We start from the raw sequence: 21,788 nt of genomic DNA on the forward strand, positions 1-21,788 counted from the left end.
TAGCTGTTCCGGCAAATAACCATGTAACTATTTTATGTACATTTGCCGAAAATTTTGTGTTATGTTGCATTTTCACCCGCTACGTGTCAGCGAAATAGAAAGAAATACCCCTTCATCGGTCACCATTACTTTTGATGTTCCGGAAACACTCCGGGAAGCTTTTTCATATAAAGCGGGACAACATATCACGATACGGAAAGAATTTGACGGCAAGGAAATCCGCCGTTCGTATTCTATCTGTACTTCTCCCGGCGAAGAAAAACTGTCCGTAGGGGTCAAGGAGATCCCGGGCGGCACATTTTCCGGCTATGCCAACAACGTATTAAAGGAAGGGGACATCCTGGAGGTCCACCCTCCCGAGGGGCACTTTGCCTTTACCCCGGATCACTCAAAAGCACGGGCTATTGCAGCTTTTGCCGCCGGAAGCGGTATAACCCCGATTATAAGCATCCTGAAAACGCTACTGGAAGAGGAGCCGGAGAGCAGGTTTGTCCTGGTATACGGAAACCGGAACACGGGAGAAACCATGTTCCTCAAAGATATTACCACCCTTATCGCCGGATATCCTGAGCGGCTCACCGTGTACTTCACCTATTCCCGAGCGGAGGAGGACAATGCCCTTTTCGGAAGGATAGAACACGCCACGGTAAATTACGTCCTGAAGAACAAGCAGAAAAATACGGTTTTTGATGCGTTTTACCTTTGCGGGCCGGAAGAAATGGTACAAACCGTATCGGAAACCCTCAAAGAGAACACCATCGCGGAAGAAAAAATACACTTCGAGCTCTTTACGTCCTCCAGCGAAGAAAAAGAACTGGACGAAAACCTTGACGGACAGACCAGGATTAAAATCATTGTAGACGACGAAGAATTCGAGTTTACCATGCCGCAATCCGAAAAAGTACTGGATGCCGCACTGAAACACGATATCGACGCCCCGTATTCATGCCAGGGTGGTGTTTGCAGCAGTTGCCTCGCGCGTGTTACGGAAGGAGAGGTAAAAATGGTCAAAAACCAGATCCTCACCGACGGAGAAATCGCGGAAGGCCTGGTCCTTACCTGCCAGTCGCATCCCGTAACGCCCACGCTTACCATCGACTATGACGATGTGTAAATGTGGTGAACCGCGTGATTTAAGTACCGAATATCCCCGCCAGCACCCCGAAAAATGCAACTGCTCCGCTAAGACCGTAAAAGATCTTTGCCGGACCAGACCGGAGCTTGTCCGTACGCATCAGGGCATATATGCCTAACGGGAACAGGATAAAGATCAGCACATCGACCAGCATCTCATTATCGTACCATGCTTTCTTCGTGTCGTATAGCGTTTTTTCCATCATCTTTTTTTTAGCGGATCAGGGTACGAAGCGGTAAACTATCGCCCCTCCGGAGCACCCAAGCTACAATATAGCAAAAAAAAATGATATGCCAGCACGCCACGGACAGCGCAAGGTATCAGTTACCGGTTCCGGTTACCTGTAGAATTTTGGACACGACCGCGTCGGGGGCAATGGTACGCATGGCATTTTCGTAGCCTTCCGGGAATTTTTTCCCGTAAACGGAAGTCGGGATCAGCGGATATTTTTGCCGGTCGGACAGCAGGGCAAAACCGGGTTCCTGCCCCAGGGGATAAAACCCTGCATACGGGTGGGTCACCCCCCAGAGCGTGATGGTCCTTACCCCGAATATGGCCGCAAGGTGGGCATTACCACTATCCATGGCCACCATGGTATCCAGATTGGAGATCAGGCTCAATTCGTCCCCGAACGTAAGTTTTCCGGCCATATTAAAAACGCGGGAATACCGGGATTGTAAACGTTCCAGTACTTCTTTTTCTTCCGTTCCCCCTCCGAACAGGTATAGCACATACCGTCCGTCTTCGCTGAGTTTACGGATAACGTCTTCCATAAGGTCTGCCGGGTACATCTTTCCGTCGAAAGCTGCAAAAGGCGCTATCCCTATTTTTTTCAACGGGCGGCCGGCGGCTCCTTCGGGTTGTTCCACGCCTTCGGGGAAGGCTCTTTTCCGGGTAAACACGGGGCGGGACATGTCTATACCATATCCCAGTTCGCCAAACACATCGGCATAACGTTGATGGGTGGTTTTCAGCGGGCGGAATATCCTGTTTGTGGCACGGGTGAGGGCCCTTTTCTCTTTTCGTCCCTTATCGATCTGTACAACACGGAATCCGCCGAGCCGGAAAAAAAATTTCAGCACGTTACTGCGCAGTACATGATGCAGATCGGCTACCGCATCGATATCCAGCGTCTTCAACGCGCCGTATAACCGGTACAGCCCCAGGATTCCCCGATGTGCTCCCCTGATATCGGCGGCATAGAAGGAAACTCCCGGAATACCCTCGAACATCGGTTTGAAGAAAGCCCTGGAAAGCACGGTAATCCGCAGGCAAGGATGTTGTTTTACCAGGGTCTGTAAGACCGGAACGGTCATAGCCACATCGCCCATAGCAGAAAGGCGGATCACCAGCAGGTGCGCTCCAGAGGGCCTGTCTTCTGCTGTAGTCATGCCCGCTGTGGCGCCCGTATTTGTTTCTAATGGTTCTATCACAAGCAATTTGCCCCGGCTTATCCGGATGAAATAGGTTACTTTTTGTTCTGGTAAAGTACCGGGTTCAGGTCTTCGTCATTATACATTTTCATCTGCTTGTACACTTTCATGTACTTATCTCCGGCAGCGATATCTTCGAGGAGCTGATCTATGGCTATAGAGAGGTCCTTTTTCTGCTCCAGCAAGATACCGAGCTTTTCCTTGCATTTGGCCTGGTGCTCTATGGTGGCCCCCTGCCGGCCTGCTTCCTCTTCCATGTGGTATATTTTCAGGGCCAGGATGGAAAGCCGGTCTATGGCCCAGGCCGGGCTTTCCGAATTGATCGTCGCTTCCGGTTTTGGGGTTACTTCCTTGTATTTATCGAGAAAATAACTGTCTATGAATTCTACCGTATCGGTACGGTCCTGGTTGGACGCATCTATCTTGCGCTTCAGGTCCAGGGCATCTGCCGGATCGATATCCGGATCGCGGATAATGTCTTCGTAATGCCACTGTACGGTGTCTATCCAGTTTTTCCGGTACAGCAAATGTTCTACCTTCTCTTTGGGATACGGGTTCTCAAAAGGCTGGTATACATCATCCGTCTCATGATACTTCGCAATACTCTCTTCAAATACGCTATAGGCCAGTTCACTAAACATCATATTCGCTATTTTTTTATTTTTTTCTGCCGTTAACGGCTTTAACATCTCCACATCCAAGATAACTGCCGCTACCTTTTACGGTCTTACAAAGATAATACAGTACGATTTAATATGCTTTTTCTTCTCCGCGGACCGCATTGATCACGGTCTGCCCTACAATTTTAATATCCAGGGCCAGTGACCAGTTCTCGATATAGAAAATATCGAACTTTACCCGGTTGATAATATCCGATTCGGCCTCTATTTCCCCGCGGTACCCGCGTGTCTGTGCCAGGCCCGTAATCCCAGGTTTTACAAAATGCCGGACCATATACTTGTCGATCTGCTGACCGTACAGATTGGTATGTTTCACCATGTGGGGCCTCGGACCGACTACCGACATCTGTCCCAAAAAAACATTGTAGAACTGCGGCAATTCGTCGATACTGGTTTTCCGGATAAATTTACCGATCCTGGTTATACGCATATCGCCTTTGGTTGCCTGTTTTTGATCCGCATCCGACGTCATGGCCATAGAACGGAATTTGTAACAGTAAAATTCCCTCGAATTCATCCCGTGCCTGCGCTGGCGGAAAAACACAGGGCCATCGGACTCCAGTTTAATGATCAGGGCAATAAGCGGGGTTAGCCAGGACAGCAGAAAGACGATGACCAGCAAGGAAAACAGCAGGTCGAAAAAACGCTTCATAAAGGCATTCAGCGGATCGTCGAGCGGAATGTCCCGGAGCGACAAGATGGGAATATAATCGTAATATTCGAATTTCAGTTTTTTGGAAAAGATATTCTTGTTATCCGGAATAAACTTTACCTGTTTCATGTTGTTGTCCGCAAAATCGATCAGTTCGGACAGTTCATGGTCTTTCATATCGGCCACCGAACAGTAGATCTCATCGATATCGTGTTCCACAATATAGCGGAAGCACTCCCCGGGTTCGTATTTGTCATGTAACGAAAACTGTTTCCTGAAATCATAACCAAACTCCAGGCGGGTATTAAAGACATCGATAAGCTGCTGTATTTTCTTATTGTCGCCCAGGACCACCACCCTGCGGATATTTCCTTTAAAAAAGGCGCGATAGCGCAACAGCAATACGTAGGTGAAGATCTTCATGGAGGATATCAGTACAAAGGTCGCCGCAAAAAATTCGGCCAGTGCAAGCCGGCTCATATTGGGTTGCTTAAAAAAACCGATAAAGGCGTACAGCACCAGGAAAAAGAACACAAACTGCTGGAATATCAAAGTGAGTACCCGCGTAAATTTGGCATAACGCTGTACTTCATAGAATTCGGTTTTAAACGAGATGATCACCCATGCTACGGAAAGGTATGCCAGGAACAGGTAGGGCTGAACAAAGTTTATGGGTAGCAGCAGGGCCAGGGTATTGATAATACACAAATCGATGACGTAGTTCATCGGTTTGATATATTTGGAATATCTGCCTGCCTTGTATTTCATTTTTCGTAGTTTAGCTAACAATCTCCTGCTCTTTTTGTCATGACCGGGACTGAGGAAACCGACATCTTCTGCCTGTTCAGATGCAGCAACTCCATATAGGTTGCACCGGAAATTTACCGTTTAATGTGTGAGGAAAAATCTTTATGTTCTTTTTTGTTCAGCTCTTCGGGCGGAAGGTTTTTGAAGTATTCATAGGTTTTCCGCATCCCTTCGCTCCGGTTCACCTTCGGTTCCCACCCCAGTATTTCCCGGGCTTTGGCGATATCGGGCTGGCGCTGCATCGGGTCGTCCTGCGGCAATGGCTTATAAATGATCTTCTGGTCGGTACCGGTAAGCTTTATCACTTCCCCGGCAAAGTCCCTGATACTTATTTCTTCGGGGTTGCCGATATTTACCGGGTCGGTATAGTCACTGAACAGCAACCGGTACAGTCCTTCTACCTGGTCTTCGATATAACAGAACGAACGGGTCTGCGATCCGTCGCCGAAAACGGTGAGATCTTCGCCCCGTAAGGCCTGTCCTATAAAGGCCGGGATCACCCTTCCGTCGTTGAGCCGCATCCGGGGCCCGTAGGTATTGAATATTCTCGCAATACGGGTTTCCATACCGTGAAACCTGTGGTAGGCCATGGTCATCGACTCCTGGAAACGCTTGGCTTCGTCATAGACGCCCCGCGGACTTATGGTATTGACATTACCGTAATAGTCCTCGGATTGCGGGTGTACCAGCGGATCGCCGTACACCTCGGAGGTGGAAGCGATAAGCAACCTGGCCTTTTTATCCTTGGCAAGCCCCAGGAGGTTGTGTATGCCCAGTGAACTGACTTTCAGCGTCTGTATCGGGATTTTCAGATAGTCTATGGGACTGGCCGGAGAGGCAAAATGCAGGATGTAATCGAGTTCTCCGGAGATATGGACAAACTTGGTTACATCGTGATGATGAAATTCGAAGTTATCCCGCGGAAGCAAGTGATCTATGTTTCGCATATCGCCGGTAATCAGGTTGTCCATGCCTATGACATAAAAACCTTCGTTCGCAAAACGATCGCACAGGTGCGATCCGATGAACCCGGCGGCTCCGGTAATAAGTATTCTATCCATGATATTCAGATTCTCCGGAAATCAGGCTCCTGCCCGTGCGGGACAGCGACGTTTCCGAGGGCTTAAAGATAGTATATTTTTAAGGATTACATAACCCGGGAGCCACGAGCTCCCGCGGACCGGCCAAGCAGCGTTTTATATCGTACCACAGGTGCACTCCCCGTTTTTTTTGTACATTCGGAATTCCAATACACACGTTATTCCCGTTATGGCTACAAAACTCCTTGTGCTGTGCTTCGCCCTGTGCGGTGTATGGCAAGTCAGCGCACAACACCCTGCAGTACCGGAAATGGTCTCGCACCGGGTAGATTCTATAATGACCGAAGGTATCCGTGCCCATGCCTTTCCCGGTGCGGAATTGCTGGTAGCCCGGAAAGGCCGGGTTATTTTTCATCGTGCTTATGGCTACCATACCTATGACAGCCTGGTAAAAAACCGGAACGGCGACCTGTACGATCTGGCCTCGGTAACCAAAATCACCGCCGCCCTGCCCGCTATTATGAAACTGGTAGACGAAGGAAAGATCGTACTGGATGAAAAATTCAGCACCTACTGGAAACCCTGGCGAAGGCGTAAGGACAAAAGAGACCTTACGGTGCGGGAAATTCTTGCCCACCAGGCCGGACTGGAGCCTTATATCGTTTTTATGAACGATGTTCTTAAAAAGAACGGGAAATTCAAGAGGCGCTTCGTACGCCGTGCTCCCTCCAGCAGGTTTTCTCTCCCGGCTTATGACAGCCTGTATATCAACAAACGGTTTATCCGCAAAATGTACCGCAAGATCAACCGGTCTGCGGTATCGGATGTAAAAAAATACAACTATTCCGGACTTACCTTTCTGCTTTATCCGAAAATCGTGGAAAACCTCACCGGGGAGGCTTTTGACACCTATGTCACCGAAAACTTTTACCGTCCTCTCGGGGCGGACAGCCTGGTCTTTACCCCGGAGCTGCATCATTTCCCCCTGCAACGCATTGTCCCTACCGAGCAGGACACCCTTTTCCGCAAGCACTTTGTACAGGGCTGGGTACACGATGAAAATGCCAGTCTTATGGGGGGTATTTCGGGTAATGCCGGTTTGTTCGGCACTGCCGAAGACCTGTTCCGGCTCCTGCAGATGTATATGAATATGGGAACTTTCGGGGGCAAAAGATATATCAGCGAGGCTACCCTGAAAGAGTTTACGCGGGTACAGTACCCGGATAACGACAACAAGCGCGGCCTGGGATTTGACAAACCTCTCCTCAATAATCCCGAACTGGATATTGCCAGGGCCAGCCCGGCGCCCCAGGTGAGCATGAACAGTTTCGGGCATGGCGGATTTACGGGGACCTATGTCTGGGCGGATCCGGACCACGAACTGGTTTTTATCTTTCTCTCCAACCGCGTCTATCCCACCCGGAACAACGGGGCCTTGTACAGCATGCATATCCGGCCTTCGCTCATGGCGGTATTTTATGAGGCCTTCGGGGACGGCGCCCTGTGAGCCGACGGATTTTTTAACAGTTCCTGTAAGCCGGGATCAAAAATATGCCATCAGCGTACGGAATCGCGTTCGCGGATCAGTTTCCGGACAAATTCCATTTGGGTATCTTTGTGTTCCAGGTAATCATCGTACGATTGCGACACGGAATAGTCGGGGATAATCCCGCGATGGTACGGCTGGCCGTCCCGTTGCGGTACATCCTGTTCCAGGTTGACCAGGGAGAAAAAAGTAGTTATTTTCGATTTGGGCAGGACATATCCCCAGGGGGTATGGCCGTTATGCCCGTAGTACCCTCCCATGGTCTCCTCCCCGACCGTTACGGTATTGGAATTCCCGGCGACCATAGCGGCAAAAAGACTGCCTGCCGAGGCCACCCTCGGGCTGATCAGCAGGTAGATGTTCCCGGTAAAGGCATTTTCGGCCGGGGTACGCACCTGGTGGTCTTCACTGGTTTCGTCTTCATAAAAACGGCCGTCTTTTTCTATGGGGAACTCTTCCCGAAGCATGCGATGATATTTCCCTGCGCCAAGAGGTCTCAGAAAAGCCGGGACCTTACTGTATGCATAGCGCAGGTAGGGCACTTTACGAAAACTCACCCAGGCCTGCCTGTTCTCCTGAAAATTCCTGTCGGTAAGATACGAGTACGTCACCAGGTCGTTGGGGTCTGTGCCCCCGCCGTTATTCCGGATATCCACAATGAGATTACGGAGCCCCTGTTGCTGCACGGCGCTAAACACGCTGTCCAGGAAATGCACATACCTCAGGTGTTTCTCACTGTGTTTTCCGCCCAGTGAAAAGGAGTTTACCGTCAGCAGACCGGTCTGCCCGTCCGGCACCCGGAAGGTATAGATCTCCTCTTCTTCCCAGTCTTTTTGCTCCCCTTCATCAAAAGGCCGGGAATACCTGTGCTTCACATTGTTATAATAGTTCTTATATCCTGTACTGCGTATATGCCTGCATTGCTTTTCTACCGCGCCATGAGGTATAAAGCAAACCTCAAAATCTGCTTCGGGGCCGTAGTGCAAGCGGTAATATCTACTGAAATGATAGCGCAACCCGATGGTTTTTCCCGTGGTGTTGGTTCCGTCCGTGGTATAGTATTTCCCCAGGTTTGCTATAATCTCTGCTATGGGACGACCATTTACGGAAACGATACGGGCGCCCAGGGGAATGTCTGCACTTGTGGTATTCATCACCCAGGTTCCGGCCACCAGGGTCAGCGGGTACGGAAAATAACCCGAAGGTTCCGCAGCCATCGATTTCCGGTATTTGTCCGGAAGCCTGGTGTCGTTGTGCAGGCTCCCTTCAAAATCGGTGAGCTTTACGATGATATTGTAGAAATCCCTGTAGGTGGAAGACCGTTCTATCTGTGTTTCCGCCCAGGCATAGATACTGTCTGTCTGCTCCGGAGTACGGTATTTGTACAACCCGGAATTGGCCCGGAGGCGGATGTTCCTGAAGACCTCGAGGTCTTTTCGCATCTTATCCCTGGAAAATGTGTCATCAACAGCTTGTGTATTTCCCCGGCCGTAGCCCAGCAGCAGGATCAACAAAAGCCCATAGTGCAGTTTTTTCGTTTTCATAAGGACAAATGTAGCCCGGCAATCGTATATAGACTTGTACAATCTTGGCTATTTCACTACAGCCCGGAAAGCTGCTTCTGGTAGGTACGCGGCGACACACCGATGAAGCGCTTAAAGGTCCGGGAAAAGTGAGACAGGTCCGTAAACCCGTATTTATAGGCCACCTGGGTGAGTTCCGTATACGGGGTAATCTCCTGCTTGCCGGAAAAGATCTTTTTCATCAGCACATAATGCATGGGGGACATCCCGGTAGATGCACGAAATTTCTTGGCAAACCCGTACTTGTTACAGTGGGCTACGTGGGCCAGGATATCCAGGTCGAGATTTTCGGTAAGGTGTTCGCGGATATACAGTATGGTTTCCCGAAGGCCGGAGGGGGTGAGCTCGGCATATTCGTCGTCTTTTTTCCAGGTGTAGGGTTGCAGGGAGGCTGCAAAACGGGACAGGCATACTTCCCGGCGGGCCGTATCTGTCCGGGCAAGGGTATGACTGAGTTCCTGAAAATGCCTGACTACCCCGGCATCCCTGATACTGCGCTCCCTGAACATCACATTGTTACCTCCGAAAAGTGTTTTCATCCGGGAACCGGGTATATAGATGGTATCGAAATCGAGCTTTATCGCCGTATCGGCCAACGGATTGGCATGCACTTCATACGGATTGGTAATGGTGATGCTGCCTGCTTCCCCGTATAACAGCTTCCCTTCCATGGCAATGGTCTCCGTCCCGCTATAGATCAGGGAAATACAAAACGTATCGTGGTAGTGCTCCGGGAAAGCAGCCGCCTGGTTACGGATGGATATATGTTCGAGGTCGTTCACCGTGGTTTTGTTTCGGACAGCAATTTAAAAAATTTATGACTCCCTGCCTCAAAAACGGGAAAAACTACGCGCCGCACCGGTCACAGCACAAAATATCCGCAAATCTTTTCTCCGAAAAGCTGACAACAGTCATACTTTGCCGGTTTTTCCAGCACTATTTTTGGCCTGATATTTAAAACAACTTTCTATGAAAAATTTTATGTTGAGTGTCCTCATGTTTGCCGGTTTCGTAAGCTTCGTTTCCGCACAGGACCGTAATGATGCCGATTTCAGTCCGTGGCAATTCCGGCTTCGCGGGGTGGTCGTTGCTCCCGCGGAAAGCGCCAGTATCGGAACCATCGGTGGAGATGTGGATATTTCCACTACGGTGATCCCCGAACTGGACATTTCCTACTTTTTTAACCGGAACTGGTCTCTCGAGCTTATTCTCGGCACCACCAAACACGACGTCAAAGCCGTGAATACTGCCGCAGGAGATATCGATCTCGGCCATGTATGGCTGCTTCCCCCGACGCTTACCTTACAATATCATCTTACGACATCAGAAAAATTCATTCCCTATATAGGTGCCGGGATCAATTACACCATTTTCTACAGCGCCGACGAAGGCCCCGTAGCCGATAAGGTCGACTATGACGACACGTTCGGGTTTGCGACACAGATAGGCCTGGATTATATGCTATCGGACAAGTGGTTTATAAACATCGATCTAAAAAAGATATTCCTGCAAACCGACGTTACCGTCAATGCCAATACCGCACTCGGGGCCAGCGTCCCTGCGGATGTGGATATCAACCCCTGGCTGATCGGCTTCGGGATCGGGGTAAAACTGTAAGCACACCCGCTGCAACGGACAACCCTACATACGTTAATACTTGTTTTTTAGAGTCCTTAACCGGACATCAGGGAGGCTTATTCTTTGGTTTACTTGTCCCTGTGTTCCCCCGCTTTCTGCCGGAAAGCGGGGGAACTTTTTTTATCGGGACCATGAGCCGGAAACCAACCGCTCTTCAAGTACGGAACCCTGCCCCATCCCCTGCTTTCGAATCCCCAAACGGTTAATAAGCCAGGGCCGAAGCCAGTATCTCGTATATATCAAACGCCATTTCATCCAGGTAACACCGGGTAGTTTCCATGAACAAGACCAGGCTCATGGTAAAAACAGCAGCTTTTACCGACGCGGACGTAAATATGCTGCAGGTCATATACAGCAGTAAGGCTCCTATATCCTGTGGAAGGGCCCCGGGTATAAAATTCACCCCGGTATAGTCCGGATGACGGGTATACCTATACGGCCGAAACACCTTTACTTAACGAGAAAAACGGATAGTGCCAAGTCATCTCCAAAAAAAACATAACGCAAAACAAATCATACCGTTACTGTAAAAAGCGAATTGTTTTTGTATCTTTTCATCATTAAAACAAGAATTATTTTGTTAATGTTTAACTGCCCCAACATCATCTACCATGCAAACAACCTACCCCGTGGGATCACATCCCACATTCCCCGGTTTGTTCCGGGACGCTGTGGTCCGAAACCGCACACGTAAAGCACTGATTTTCGAAGAGGTTTCCTACACCTACGAAGCCCTGGACCGCATGACCGACCGGCTGGCCCGCCATCTCCTGTCGCGATGTACCGGAAAATCCGGGATCATCGCCGTATGTATGCAACAATCCCCGGAGCGGGTTATGGCTTTTCTGGCTGTACTGAAATCGGGCGCGGCCTATCTGCCCATAGATCCGGACCTGCCCGAAGCCCGTATTCGTGCCATGCTCGACGATGCACGTGTGCAACACCTTCTTACCGATGGCCCGGTGCCTGTAGCCTCCCATCTGGAACACACCGACATTCCCGCACTGATACGGTCTCCCGACTTTGACCGTGTGCCCGATTCCGCACCGGAAAACGGTGTCGCTCCCGGGCAGGATGCCTACATTATCTTTACTTCCGGAAGTACCGGCAAGCCCAAGGGGGTGGTCATCACCCACCGGTCCCTGGCTCTTTTTATACAGGCCCAGGCCGGATTTTTACAGCTACAAAGCGGACAGCGGACCTTACAGTTTGCCTCCCCGAGTTTTGATGCCGCGGTGCTGGACCTCTGGGTCCCCCTGTCTTCGGGGGCGACGGTCTACCTCTATCCCGATAACAAAATGGTAGGTCCCGACCTGCTGTCCTTTATCGTACAACACCAGGTAGAGGTTATTCCTATCCTGCCTCCTGCCGTACTGGCCAGTCTGCCTCCGGACCAGCCCATCGGAAAACTTTCGGTGATAGCCATCGGCGGGGAAGCCGGAAATGTACAAACCGTAAAACACTGGAGCAAAAAGGTAAGGCTGATCAATAGCTACGGCCCTACGGAGGCTACCGTTGCCGTGACGAACCATATCCTTTCCGAAGTCCCGGACCCCCGGATCATCGGTAAGCCCCTTCCCACGGTCTCCCTCCATATCCTGGACGAGCAACAGCAGGACGTCCGCCCCGGAGAAGCAGGAGAGCTATACATCGGCGGAATGCAGCTCGCTTCGGGTTACCTGCACGATCCGGAACGCTCCGGCAAGGTTTTTACCGAACTGGCCACAGGTACCTCTGCGCGGAAAAAAACCATCAGGGTTTACAGAACAGGCGATCTGGTACGCTTACGGCCCGATGGCAACCTGGAGTTCCTGGGCAGAAAAGACCAGCAAGTAAAGCTAAGGGGCTATCGTATCGAGACCGGGGAAATCGAGTATCACCTGCACGCCTTCCCGGAAATCGCTTCGGCCGCCGTGAAGGTCCATCACCCGGAAGAAGAGCCGCTACCCTATCTCCTGGCCTTTGTACTGCTGCATGGCCCCGAACAGGAAGCAACTGCCGACGTCCTGCACAGGGTCAGGAAAGCACTCGCAGCGAAACTGCCTGCCTATATGGTTCCGGATGCCCTGATCCCGGTGAGCGCTATGCCCCTTACCCATGCCGGTAAAGTGGACAAGAACAAACTGCGTCCTCCCGAAAACATGTTCGGAAAAACCCGGAGCCTGCATCACCAGGGCGGCAGCGTAAAGGATATCATGGCCCATACCTGGTCTTATTATCTGAATACGGACAAGGTAAAGGATACGGACAATTTCTTTGAGCTCGGCGGGCACTCCATGATGCTTGCCAGCCTTTATAACGGCCTGCCCGATCCGTGGAAAGATCTTCTGAGCATCGGCGACTTCTACCATTTTCCGACCCTGGGAGCGATCTCCCGTGAAATCGAAGACCGCCTACACCATAAACAACCGGAAGAAGCCGAAAGAGTGGCCGGCATCAAAAAGCAACTCCTCCATGATGCCCGTCTCGACCCGGCCTTTGCGGTAAGCGGCCCTGCTCCCGACCCCGCTGTTTTAAGAAACCCGGAGCACATCTTTCTTACCGGGGCCACCGGTTTTGTAGGGTCTCACCTGCTGCGGGAGCTGCTCGAACACTCCCGTGCCACGATCCATTGCCTGGTCCGCACCCTCCCGGATAAGGACGGGATGGAACGGCTACAACACACTTTTAAACGCTTTATGCTGCCGTGGAAAACAGCTTATGAAAACCGGATCGAAATCGTGCCGGGCGACCTCACCCGGGACAAGCTCGGCACGGAAGAAACGGTGTACGCCAGCCTGACCTCACGGATCGACGTCATTTACCATTGCGGAAGTTCGGTGAGCTACCTGGAACCCTACCCGGTAATCCGCAGGCCCAACATCGACGGTCTCCACAGCATTTTGCATTTTGCCGCAGCCCGGAAAACCAAGTTTCTCGTACTGATGAGCTCCATGGGTGTCTTCAGCTGGGGCAGCCCCTTTACCCAAAAGACGTGGATGGATGAAAACGACGATATCGATCAGAACCTCGAAGCTATCTGCCGCGACCTGGGCTATATACGTACCAAATGGGTCATGGAAAAACTCGCCGGACAGGCCGGAAAAAAGGGATTGCCCATGATCAACCTTCGTCTCGGGTTTGCCGTATGCAATAGTACCACAGGAGCTACGGTACTCAACCAATGGTGGGGCGCACTGATAAAAAGCTGTGCAAGTATGAAAGCCTTCCCCCTGGTGATGGGACTCAAAGACGAACTCACCACCGTAGATTATATGGCTGCGGCCATCCGGCACATCGGCATGTCTCCGGAGGCCATAGGCCGTGATTTTCACCTTTCCCCGCAACCCGAAAATGATGTTTCCCTGACCGATTTCTGTGCAAAAGCCAACGAATATTTCAACCTCGGGATGAAAGGGGTACGGTTCGACACCTGGGTAGCTATGCTCCGGAAAAATCCCGACCTGCCCATATACCCCCTGCTCGGCCTGTTTACGGAAAAAGTACACGGACAGAAAACGCTGGTGGAATCTTATGAAAATACCTATTACTACCGGAGGGACCACACAGAACTCATGCTGAAAAACAGCGGGATCGCACCCCCGAGGTTTGATAAAAAGGTGATGGAGCCCTACCTGAAATTCATGGGAGTCCTCTAAGCCCCCGCCTTTTATGCTCTTGTTATATGTCCCGGGGCAGTGCCGTACCGCCATGACAGGTCTCCCCGGGATCGTTTTTATCCAAATTTTACAGCCATGATCTTCCGGGAAATAATCACCGTACAACGGGAAAAAAGTCATCATATCATGGGTTTTGGTATGGCCTGTACCGACAGGGTAACCGATACCGAACTCCGCACTTTTCTGCACGGGCAGGAAAAAGCCCGTTACGATACCTTCCGTTATCCCGGCAGAAAGCAAAGCTTCGTACTCGGGAGGATCGCGGCAAAAACAGCTATAGCCGGGCTGTCGTCCCGTGAGTTCAACCTTTCCTCTTTACACATTGCCACCGGAGTCTTCGGTTTTCCCGTTGTAAAAAACTATCCCGGAAACGGGGTACAGGTGAGCATCAGCCATTGCGGGCCTATGGCCCTGGCCCTGGCCTTTGACGAAGGACACCCGGCGGGGATCGATACCGAAAAGATCAGGGCATATCCCGCAGCACTTGTAAAAGCTGCATTGACCCCCGGGGAAATCGACCTGCTCCATAAGCACAATATCCCGCTCTCCCCCGGCTGTACCTTGTTCTGGACCATGAAAGAAAGCCTGTCGAAGATCCTGAAAACAGGACTCACGCTCCCCCTGTCCCTGCTGGAAATTACGGAGCTGGAGCAAAACGGGGATACGTATACCGCACACTACCGGAATTTTTCGCAGTACAAAGCTCATGCTTTTCACCGCGGAGATTATATCACCGCCATAAGCCTCCCGCTACGTTCTTCTGCCGATTTCACCACGTTCAGAGCGCTGTGGAGCAACGTTCAGGACCGTAACCCCAACACCCCGCTTTAGCAAAACAAACCGGAAAAGACAGCCGTGTTATCTTTCCGTTCCCGTAAGATCTCTTAGGGCTGCGGTGCCACAATACAAAACTGTAAGACAGACACTATAAAAAAATATTTTATTATTTTGTATCAGATTTCAGACAACCAACAACCAACCCATGAACACCGTTACAGCATGCATTGAAAACAGCATGGCGTATTTTTGGATCAGCGAAGGTATCCTGTATGTCAAATACAAGGCCGGCACCTTCCTCGGGCTCGACAATGCCAGGGAGCTTACCGCCGAACGTTTGCGCCTGCAACGCGAAAAACCCTATCCGGTCTTCGTGGATATGCGCAAAGTGAAAAATATCGACAGGGCCGCACGGTGTTATTTTGCCCGTGAAGGATCGATACTCATCAGTGCCATGGCCATATATACCCCCTCACCGCAGACCAAAGCCATTGCCGATTTTTACCTGCTTACCAACATTCCTGTGGTTCCCACACAGCTATTCGAAAATAAACACAGCGCCATCAATTACCTGAAAAGCTTTCTACAACCCGGTTATTGAACTTATGGGAACCAACCTGGCTCCATACGTATTTTTGATCTTTAGCTTTTTTTATAGCTAAAAAAGCAGAAAAATCTTATTTTTAAGAGGAGTTCATTAAATTACACCTATATGCTGAAATCGCTGAACATCTTTTTTAAGCTACTGAAAAAATCATTGGCCCGTTGGAACACCAACGATCCGTTCCCCAAGGGCGCTACCATAGCCTATTACACCCTGTTTTCGCTGCCGTCCCTGCTTATTATCGTTATCACCATAGCCAGTATGTTCTTCGAACGCGAAGCGGTACAGGGCAGGATTACCGCACAGATCGGGGATTTCGTGGGGCAGGACTCCGCCAGGGCCGTAGAGAACATGATCGTCAATGTATCGGCTTCGAAAGAGTCGGCCTGGGCGATCATCATCAGTATAGGCATGGTACTCTTTGCCGCCACGGGCGTATTCCTGCAACTCAAAAGGGCGATGAACGATATCTGGAGCGTAGCTGCCAAAAAAGCGAATTTCCGCACCATGATCATCGACCGGCTGATCTCCTTCGGGATGGTACTGGTCATCGGCTTCCTGCTGCTGGTCTCGCTGGTGATCTCTGCCTTACTCAACGTACTGAAAGATCATATCGAAGAGATTACAGGCAGTCTTACCGCCAGCCTGGTACACCTGCTGAACTTCGGCATCTCTTTTGTAATCATCACCTTACTATTCGCCGCGCTGTTCAAGTTATTACCCGATGTAAAGCTACGGTGGAAAACGACTTTTATCGGGGCTGCACTGACCACGGTATTGTTCCTGATCGGGGAATCGCTCATCAGCTTCTATTTCGGAAAAAGCGAACCGGCATCGGTTTACGGGGCCGCAGGATCCTTGGTTATCATCCTGTTATGGGTCAACTACATCTGCCTGATCCTGTTTTTCGGGGCCGAGTTTACCGTACAGTATGCCACCTTCAAAAGAGAACGCGTACGCCCCAATCATTTCGCCGAACCGGCGATCTACCAGGAAATCAAAAAACTCAGCACCCGCCACCTCAACCCGGAAGAAGAAAAACGCATACTCGCTCAGCTCCGGGCCAACCTGGAGATCACGGAAAAAGAATAACCGGTAGTTTCTCCCTTACGGGCAATCCGGTTGCCCCATGGGATTTTACCCGGAACAGGAACCCGGGTAAGCCCCTTATTTTTCACGATGATTGCAACAGTGAAGTATATATCCCGGTTTTTTCACCCCCCGGAGAAACGTTTTATCGCTATAAAACTAAGGTGAATAACCTGCATATCACCATCGGTGCGCTTGCCGGCAAGCATGAAAATTTTAAAAAGAATATTTGGTTTTATCACAACCATACTCGTTTTAAACGTATTGTTCACCTGGATATTTATAAGAAAGAATCCGGGAGAAGATTACATAAAACAGTCTGAACAGGTAAAAGTTCATGTCGATGGATCTGCTCAGCACGAGAAGTTTTCCAACGACTCCTTTTTAAATATTCTATTTTTTTCAAAGGAGTTTACGGAAAAATATGGGGGTACACCTTTAGGGATACTTTATCCGGAACGTATTTTAATATCCTCAGATTCGATAAATACGGAGCTATGTTCCGGCACCCTCAAACCTACGGGATCGATAATAAAAACTTATTTGTACTGGTAGACCCGGGGCAATATGATACTCCTGCCTCACTCTTGAGCATCCGATCCTCGTGTTTTCATACCGGGGCATACATAAAGAACGTACCACAGAAATCATGACCGAGGAAAAAGGTAGCGACGGAAGATATAGCAACAAAAAAGTACCATGGGCTCCACCCGAAGCGGAATACCGCTACAATGTGGAGCAGTACCTGACGTATGTTATGACCAAAAAACAGTTTAAAGCCCGGTTCGGAAAGATGTAAATCCGGACGATGCGTTTCCTGGTTTATCCTGCTTTCTTTTCCCAGCGCTGCTCTTCACCTATGATATCGGTACGGATATTCCAGGTAAACGAGAAGGCGCCGGAGCCAAACCGGACCGTGAGTCGCCAGACATCCTTTTCCACCGGCGTGGCATACGCTTTATACCCGGCTATCCAGGATTTTATAAATTGGATATTATCCACAGGACCTTCGGACAATCGTACCTGGACGTGATTCAGTATATTCTGATACCCGAACTCGGAGATCGACATGGATTCGGACAGGCGATAGGCTCCCTCACCTGTTCGTTCCACAGGCAAAAAAAGGTCGTCGATAATCGGGGCTTCCTTCCGGACGTATTGTTCCTCCCAGTCTTCGGGTAACCGGGGGAGCTTGCCGATACGTTGGTCACGCAGTGTGGCATAGCGGTCCCTGTTGGCTTCCAGAAATCCTAAAGCACTTTCACAACCGGTGTCCGTATGGTGGTGTTTACGGTCATAAAGCGACCACAGACAGGCGCTTACATCCCGCATAAGTTCCTGTTGGGGGGTATCGGCCCTAAAGGTGGCGTCGCTGAGCCAGCCGGCTGACCGTATTTCGCCGTCACTAACCCACACCTTTACCTCGTCTACAACATTCGTAGCTATATTCCACCGGTAACGGGTGATATAGACCCGGTTTACCCAGGTTACCTGCCAGTGCTCCCGGTCTTGTTTTTCGGTACATATAAGATGCCCGTAAGAATAGCCTTCCATAAACCCGGAGAGGGGCACCCCGTAGTTATCCTGCAGGTATTTAAACACCGACCCGAGCAGGACATACTGCACCGTTGCACTCTCCTCGACGTCGAGTGTCCGGATATTGGCCATTTGCTGTACTAAAGTTCCTATTCTATCCAGTTCTGTCTGATCTATATCCAGTTGCGATATGGAGAGCTGTTCGTATCCCGGAAACGTATCGGGAGGCGCCGGGTAGCGCTTCAGGCTATTCAGGCGCAACTTGTTGTATGTCTTCCGGTTCCTGGTATGGAAAGCGTTGATGGCCATATAGGTGCTGTCGTCTTCGGGCAGGGATTGCTCGGCCTCTATCCGCATCAGCAAGCGTTGCAGTGCCTCTTCCTTACCGGAACGGTACGGCTGCATAAACGCATCGATCCTGGCCTGGAAGCGTTCCTTTTCCGTTTCGTATTTTTTCTGGGCCGTGCTGCTGTTGACCAACAGCAGAAAAAACAAGCCGCATAGATATCCCTGTCTGATCATTCTTTTGGGTTTACCCGGCAAAGGTAAGCTTTCGGGCAAAACCATAATATCGCGGAAATCCGGTACTTCGACAGGCCAGCAACCTATGCCGGAACACGCAGCCGACTCCATGCTATCCAAAACAGAGGGTTTATGCTGTACATCCATTTAACTACGAACTAAAGCATTGAGTTCATGGGTTACTTTGATCTAACCAAACCCGCTCAGCGAAGAGTTTGCAACTTTGCTGCCCAAATCTTCAATAAAAAGAAAAAACGAAAAACGCCTCTCCGGGGTGTATCCCGGTTACTCATAAGTCTTACTTTATTTATCGCTGCAATGGTCTGGTTAATGAAAAGGTTGAAACAAGTTACAAAATATGATTCAACCTTATGAAACACCGTTTTGGAAGCCCCTCAGAGACCTGTACGGAGCACTTGCCAAAGTAGGAGCACGAGGTATTGGCCTGTCCTTGATGTGCAGTGAGCTGCGAAGTCGGAGACCTTCGCAGAGCTCGGAACACTTCGTAGAGCGGGGAGACCTTCGCAGAGCACAGAACACTTCGTAGAGCGGGGGATCAAATCTTTGTTGTTGTACATCTCTTTCTTTAGTCAACGAATCGCCTTCTCTGTTCGCTTTGTAGATACCCCGATCTTTAGGACAGGTTTTCTATGTAGATACCCCCAACTGTCAGATCAAATAGTGGCTATTACACCTGAGCATATGTCAGGCGATTTTTATTTTTTCTTGTGTTAAATATACGTCCTTGTAGTTTTCAACCACATAAATGTTAACATCTTCAAAACTCGATGCCACTTTATGGATAATCAACTTAACTTTATTCCAATCTGCTCCTCCCAAACCTGCACCTATCCGTGGTAATGCTACATGATAAATCTTTTTTCTTACACATAATTCTAGCATATTGTTAAGAGATTTTTCTATAGCTTTATAGTCTGCTTTTGTTCTCCAAGTTTTTTGAGTGCCTAAATTAAAAACAACACCATCTTCATAATCATAAGCAAATACATCCCCAAGATTAAAGTCATTTTGCCTGCATAAAGCTTTATAAGCATCATACATTTTAGGAAATTTGCTTTTAAATTCAAGTGCAATACCTCTTCCCATTGCTCCAGCACAATTGCATCCGTGGGCATAATTTGATACTCCTTCTAATTTAAAAATATTACCAAAACCTATAAACCTAATCATTATGTAATTTCCAAACTTTATTAAATTCTTCCTCTCCAATATAATCAAGCTTATCTATTTCTAAATCGGAGAGCTTTTGGTCATAAAGAATACTATCTCCCTTAATTGGTTTATCATCTGAAAGAAATGTATATTCTCCCAGATGATTTATTTCAATTTGCCTAACAGCATAATCATTTAAAAAATGTAAGTAATAAAGAATGTTTTCTTCTTCCCATTTTTTCTTTATATAAATCTCTTTATTAAAATCCTGATTTACCACCACTTATAATCCTATTTGAAATATTTAAACTTGATGTGTTATTTATTAAATAAATATGATTGTTAGTTTGTATAACTTTTAATCCTTTTGTTTCAATTTGTATAAAATGTTGAAGTTTTCTACCGTTCCATGGAACTCCAAAGAGTCTTCTAGAAACCTGACCTACAGTAAAGCCTGACCCAGGTGCTATATCTGTTAAATATTGTCCAGTTCCATATCTAGCATTTTTTGCTCCTGTTGATGCCTTTAAAAGTCCTGATTCCATAATAGCATTATATCCAGCTTCATCGGTATAATGATATAATCCAGCACTTGCCCTTGCTGTACCTAGAAACTTGCTAGCTAAACCAAAAGCTCCTGCAAAAAACGGAGAGTCTATTCCCATAGGTATAGCATGTCCATTTGCTTTAGGAACCTGCCCTCCATAATAGTCATAAGCTTGAACTGCCCATGATGCCATGGCAAATAGCATTTCATCAGTAAAGCCATAATTATTTAGAGTTTCTATCGAAGCTTGACCTTGTCCTATTTTCCTAATATGGCTTCTAAATTTCTCAAAATATTGCTCTTCAAAATACCATTTATCATCTGCTTTGTGATAGTACTTTTTTGCATCAACCGCAAACGAATGAGCTCCAGAACCAACAACTTTTTTTGAATCTTTAGATTCCCCTTCTTTAGGACAATCATCACAAAAACCACCTTCTCCATCAGCATTCCACGTGGTGCTTTCTCCTTCTGGAGTAGCATCCCACATTTCTTGTATTGAATTTACAGTTGTAGTTCCTGAAGGGTCTGCAAAATAAATAGGGTTATTATCAAACGCAGTATAAGTAGATTGTTGAAAATGAGTAATTGGGTCAATCGTTGTCCATCTTGCAATTGCAGGGTCATAATTCCTTGTTCCAAAATCATGCCAATCTAGGTCTAATTCATCCTGCTCCTCTTTATTACCAAAGCCATACTTATGGTCAGTCCCATTAATCACGTTGTTGTAACCCTTATGTTTAAGCCCAAAGGGATAATAGTTATTCTCCTCTACAATTTCCAGTTGCGGTGCACTTGCTGTCCCCGTATTGGTGTAGGACAATCGTACATTCCCCAGGTGGTCCTTATACTGGTACACATACTTGAATGTATTATTTTCCTTCGTTACATACCCCTCGGGATGGCTGAAAAACTGCAATTGCCCGTTCTCATAAATGTAATTCCCAGCATACTCCGTCCGTGTCACAGAACTTCCCTGGGTAACCTCCTTCTTTAATTTGGTTCCCGAGGCATCGTAAATATAAGCAATTTTATTGCTTCCGAAACTGACCTGGGTAGGAAGATTTAAATGATTATAGCTAATCCCGGTGATCCCCTTATTGGCGTCCGTCAGTAAATTGCCGTTGGCATCATAGGTATAATCGTTGCCCGTATTGGTCCCGTCCTTAAATCCGTAGGTCTTGTTACCACTGTCCGTTACTTTTAAAAGCTTGTTACCCGTATCATAGGCATAAGCCAGGTTGTCCATCACCCCGAAAGAAGTGGCGCCACTGTTCACGCGTCCCCTGCGGGTTAAGTGTTCTATATTCCCGTTCTTATCATAGGTAATGCCTTCTACCGTATAACGGTCCGTCTGCCCGCCACCG

General features: G+C 48.8%; 21 protein-coding genes. 9 read left to right on the forward strand and 12 right to left on the reverse strand.

The features are described 5' to 3' along the window. Positions 1–61 precede the first annotated feature (61 nt). Positions 62–1,114 (forward strand): ferredoxin--NADP reductase, encoded by a 1,053-nt coding sequence (locus BT112_RS08315; protein ID WP_072316893.1) that lies wholly within the window; start codon positions 62–64, stop codon positions 1,112–1,114. 19 nt (positions 1,115–1,133) lie between these two features. On the opposite strand, the gene BT112_RS08320 is transcribed toward BT112_RS08315, so the two are convergent. The 5 genes from BT112_RS08320 to BT112_RS08340 form a co-directional block, all read right to left on the reverse strand. Further along, positions 1,134–1,337: a hypothetical protein gene (locus BT112_RS08320; protein ID WP_072316894.1), complete on the reverse strand. Its 204-nt coding sequence runs from the start codon at positions 1,335–1,337 to the stop codon at positions 1,134–1,136. 118 nt (positions 1,338–1,455) lie between these two features. Beyond that, the gene (locus tag BT112_RS08325; RefSeq protein ID WP_317039583.1) at positions 1,456–2,568 is read right to left on the reverse strand and encodes a glycosyltransferase family 9 protein; all 1,113 of its coding nucleotides are present in this window, start codon (positions 2,566–2,568) and stop codon (positions 1,456–1,458) included. Between the two features lie 35 nt (positions 2,569–2,603). Beyond that, a complete protein-coding gene (locus BT112_RS08330; RefSeq protein WP_072316933.1) occupies positions 2,604–3,209 on the reverse strand; it encodes a DUF4254 domain-containing protein in 606 nt (201 codons plus the stop codon). A gap of 109 nt (positions 3,210–3,318) precedes the next feature. Continuing rightward, on the reverse strand, positions 3,319–4,668 hold the full coding sequence (locus BT112_RS08335; protein ID WP_072316895.1) for an undecaprenyl-phosphate glucose phosphotransferase: 1,350 nt from the start codon (positions 4,666–4,668) through the stop codon (positions 3,319–3,321). A gap of 113 nt (positions 4,669–4,781) precedes the next feature. Beyond that, the gene (locus BT112_RS08340; RefSeq protein WP_072316896.1) at positions 4,782–5,768 is read right to left on the reverse strand and encodes a UDP-glucuronic acid decarboxylase family protein; all 987 of its coding nucleotides are present in this window, start codon (positions 5,766–5,768) and stop codon (positions 4,782–4,784) included. 208 nt (positions 5,769–5,976) lie between these two features. On the opposite strand from BT112_RS08340, the gene BT112_RS08345 reads away from it, so the two are divergent. Further along, positions 5,977–7,254, forward strand: a complete 1,278-nt coding sequence (locus tag BT112_RS08345; protein WP_072316897.1) for a serine hydrolase domain-containing protein — start codon at positions 5,977–5,979, stop codon at positions 7,252–7,254. 50 nt (positions 7,255–7,304) lie between these two features. Here the strand turns inward: BT112_RS08345 and BT112_RS08350 are convergent, their stop codons facing one another. Further along, complete coding sequence (locus tag BT112_RS08350; RefSeq protein WP_072316898.1) at positions 7,305–8,837, reverse strand: S41 family peptidase; 1,533 nt, start codon at positions 8,835–8,837, stop codon at positions 7,305–7,307. A 56-nt stretch (positions 8,838–8,893) separates the two neighbouring features. Next, positions 8,894–9,658, reverse strand: coding sequence for an AraC family transcriptional regulator (locus BT112_RS08355; protein ID WP_072316899.1), 765 nt, complete (start codon positions 9,656–9,658; stop codon positions 8,894–8,896). A gap of 187 nt (positions 9,659–9,845) precedes the next feature. Here BT112_RS08355 and BT112_RS08360 point away from each other — a divergent pair, with 187 nt between their 5' ends. Beyond that, positions 9,846–10,493: an OmpW/AlkL family protein gene (locus tag BT112_RS08360; RefSeq protein WP_072316900.1), complete on the forward strand. Its 648-nt coding sequence runs from the start codon at positions 9,846–9,848 to the stop codon at positions 10,491–10,493. 223 nt (positions 10,494–10,716) lie between these two features. Here the strand turns inward: BT112_RS08360 and BT112_RS08365 are convergent, their stop codons facing one another. Then, positions 10,717–10,917 carry a hypothetical protein gene (locus BT112_RS08365; protein ID WP_139276067.1) on the reverse strand — a complete coding sequence of 67 codons (201 nt, stop codon included), beginning with the start codon at positions 10,915–10,917 and terminating at the stop codon, positions 10,717–10,719. A 208-nt stretch (positions 10,918–11,125) separates the two neighbouring features. Here BT112_RS08365 and BT112_RS08370 point away from each other — a divergent pair, with 208 nt between their 5' ends. The 5 genes from BT112_RS08370 (at position 11,126) to BT112_RS21800 (ending at position 17,442) form a co-directional block, all read left to right on the forward strand. Next, positions 11,126–14,152, forward strand: coding sequence for an amino acid adenylation domain-containing protein (locus tag BT112_RS08370; RefSeq protein WP_072316902.1), 3,027 nt, complete (start codon positions 11,126–11,128; stop codon positions 14,150–14,152). A 96-nt stretch (positions 14,153–14,248) separates the two neighbouring features. Then, on the forward strand, positions 14,249–15,004 hold the full coding sequence (locus BT112_RS08375) for a 4'-phosphopantetheinyl transferase family protein (RefSeq protein WP_083564840.1): 756 nt from the start codon (positions 14,249–14,251) through the stop codon (positions 15,002–15,004). A 151-nt stretch (positions 15,005–15,155) separates the two neighbouring features. After that, complete coding sequence (locus tag BT112_RS08380) at positions 15,156–15,551, forward strand: DUF7793 family protein (protein ID WP_072316904.1); 396 nt, start codon at positions 15,156–15,158, stop codon at positions 15,549–15,551. Positions 15,552–15,662: 111 nt separating this feature from the next. Then, on the forward strand, positions 15,663–16,646 hold the full coding sequence (locus BT112_RS08385; protein ID WP_072316905.1) for a YihY/virulence factor BrkB family protein: 984 nt from the start codon (positions 15,663–15,665) through the stop codon (positions 16,644–16,646). Positions 16,647–17,292: 646 nt separating this feature from the next. Then, complete coding sequence (locus tag BT112_RS21800; RefSeq protein ID WP_175545766.1) at positions 17,293–17,442, forward strand: DUF8188 family protein; 150 nt, start codon at positions 17,293–17,295, stop codon at positions 17,440–17,442. Positions 17,443–17,465: 23 nt separating this feature from the next. Here BT112_RS21800 and BT112_RS08395 read toward each other — a convergent pair whose 3' ends face one another. Continuing rightward, positions 17,466–18,821, reverse strand: coding sequence for a hypothetical protein (locus BT112_RS08395; protein ID WP_139276069.1), 1,356 nt, complete (start codon positions 18,819–18,821; stop codon positions 17,466–17,468). A 238-nt stretch (positions 18,822–19,059) separates the two neighbouring features. On the opposite strand from BT112_RS08395, the gene BT112_RS21615 reads away from it, so the two are divergent. Next, the gene (locus tag BT112_RS21615; protein ID WP_139276071.1) at positions 19,060–19,248 is read left to right on the forward strand and encodes a hypothetical protein; all 189 of its coding nucleotides are present in this window, start codon (positions 19,060–19,062) and stop codon (positions 19,246–19,248) included. A gap of 158 nt (positions 19,249–19,406) precedes the next feature. Here the strand turns inward: BT112_RS21615 and BT112_RS08405 are convergent, their stop codons facing one another. From BT112_RS08405 to BT112_RS08415, 3 genes are all read right to left on the reverse strand, one after another. Beyond that, a complete protein-coding gene (locus tag BT112_RS08405) occupies positions 19,407–19,892 on the reverse strand; it encodes a macro domain-containing protein (RefSeq protein WP_072316909.1) in 486 nt (161 codons plus the stop codon). Next, positions 19,885–20,154, reverse strand: coding sequence for a hypothetical protein (locus tag BT112_RS08410; RefSeq protein WP_072316910.1), 270 nt, complete (start codon positions 20,152–20,154; stop codon positions 19,885–19,887). The genes BT112_RS08405 and BT112_RS08410 overlap by 8 nt, the downstream gene beginning before the upstream one ends. Then, positions 20,135–21,788: HYD1 signature containing ADP-ribosyltransferase family protein (locus BT112_RS08415; protein WP_317039584.1), on the reverse strand; the 1,654-nt coding region annotated here is incomplete at its 5' end. The genes BT112_RS08410 and BT112_RS08415, both read right to left, overlap by 20 nt.

This window comes from Sinomicrobium oceani, from assembly GCF_900119185.1.
GTDB classification, from domain to species: domain Bacteria; phylum Bacteroidota; class Bacteroidia; order Flavobacteriales; family Flavobacteriaceae; genus Sinomicrobium; species Sinomicrobium oceani.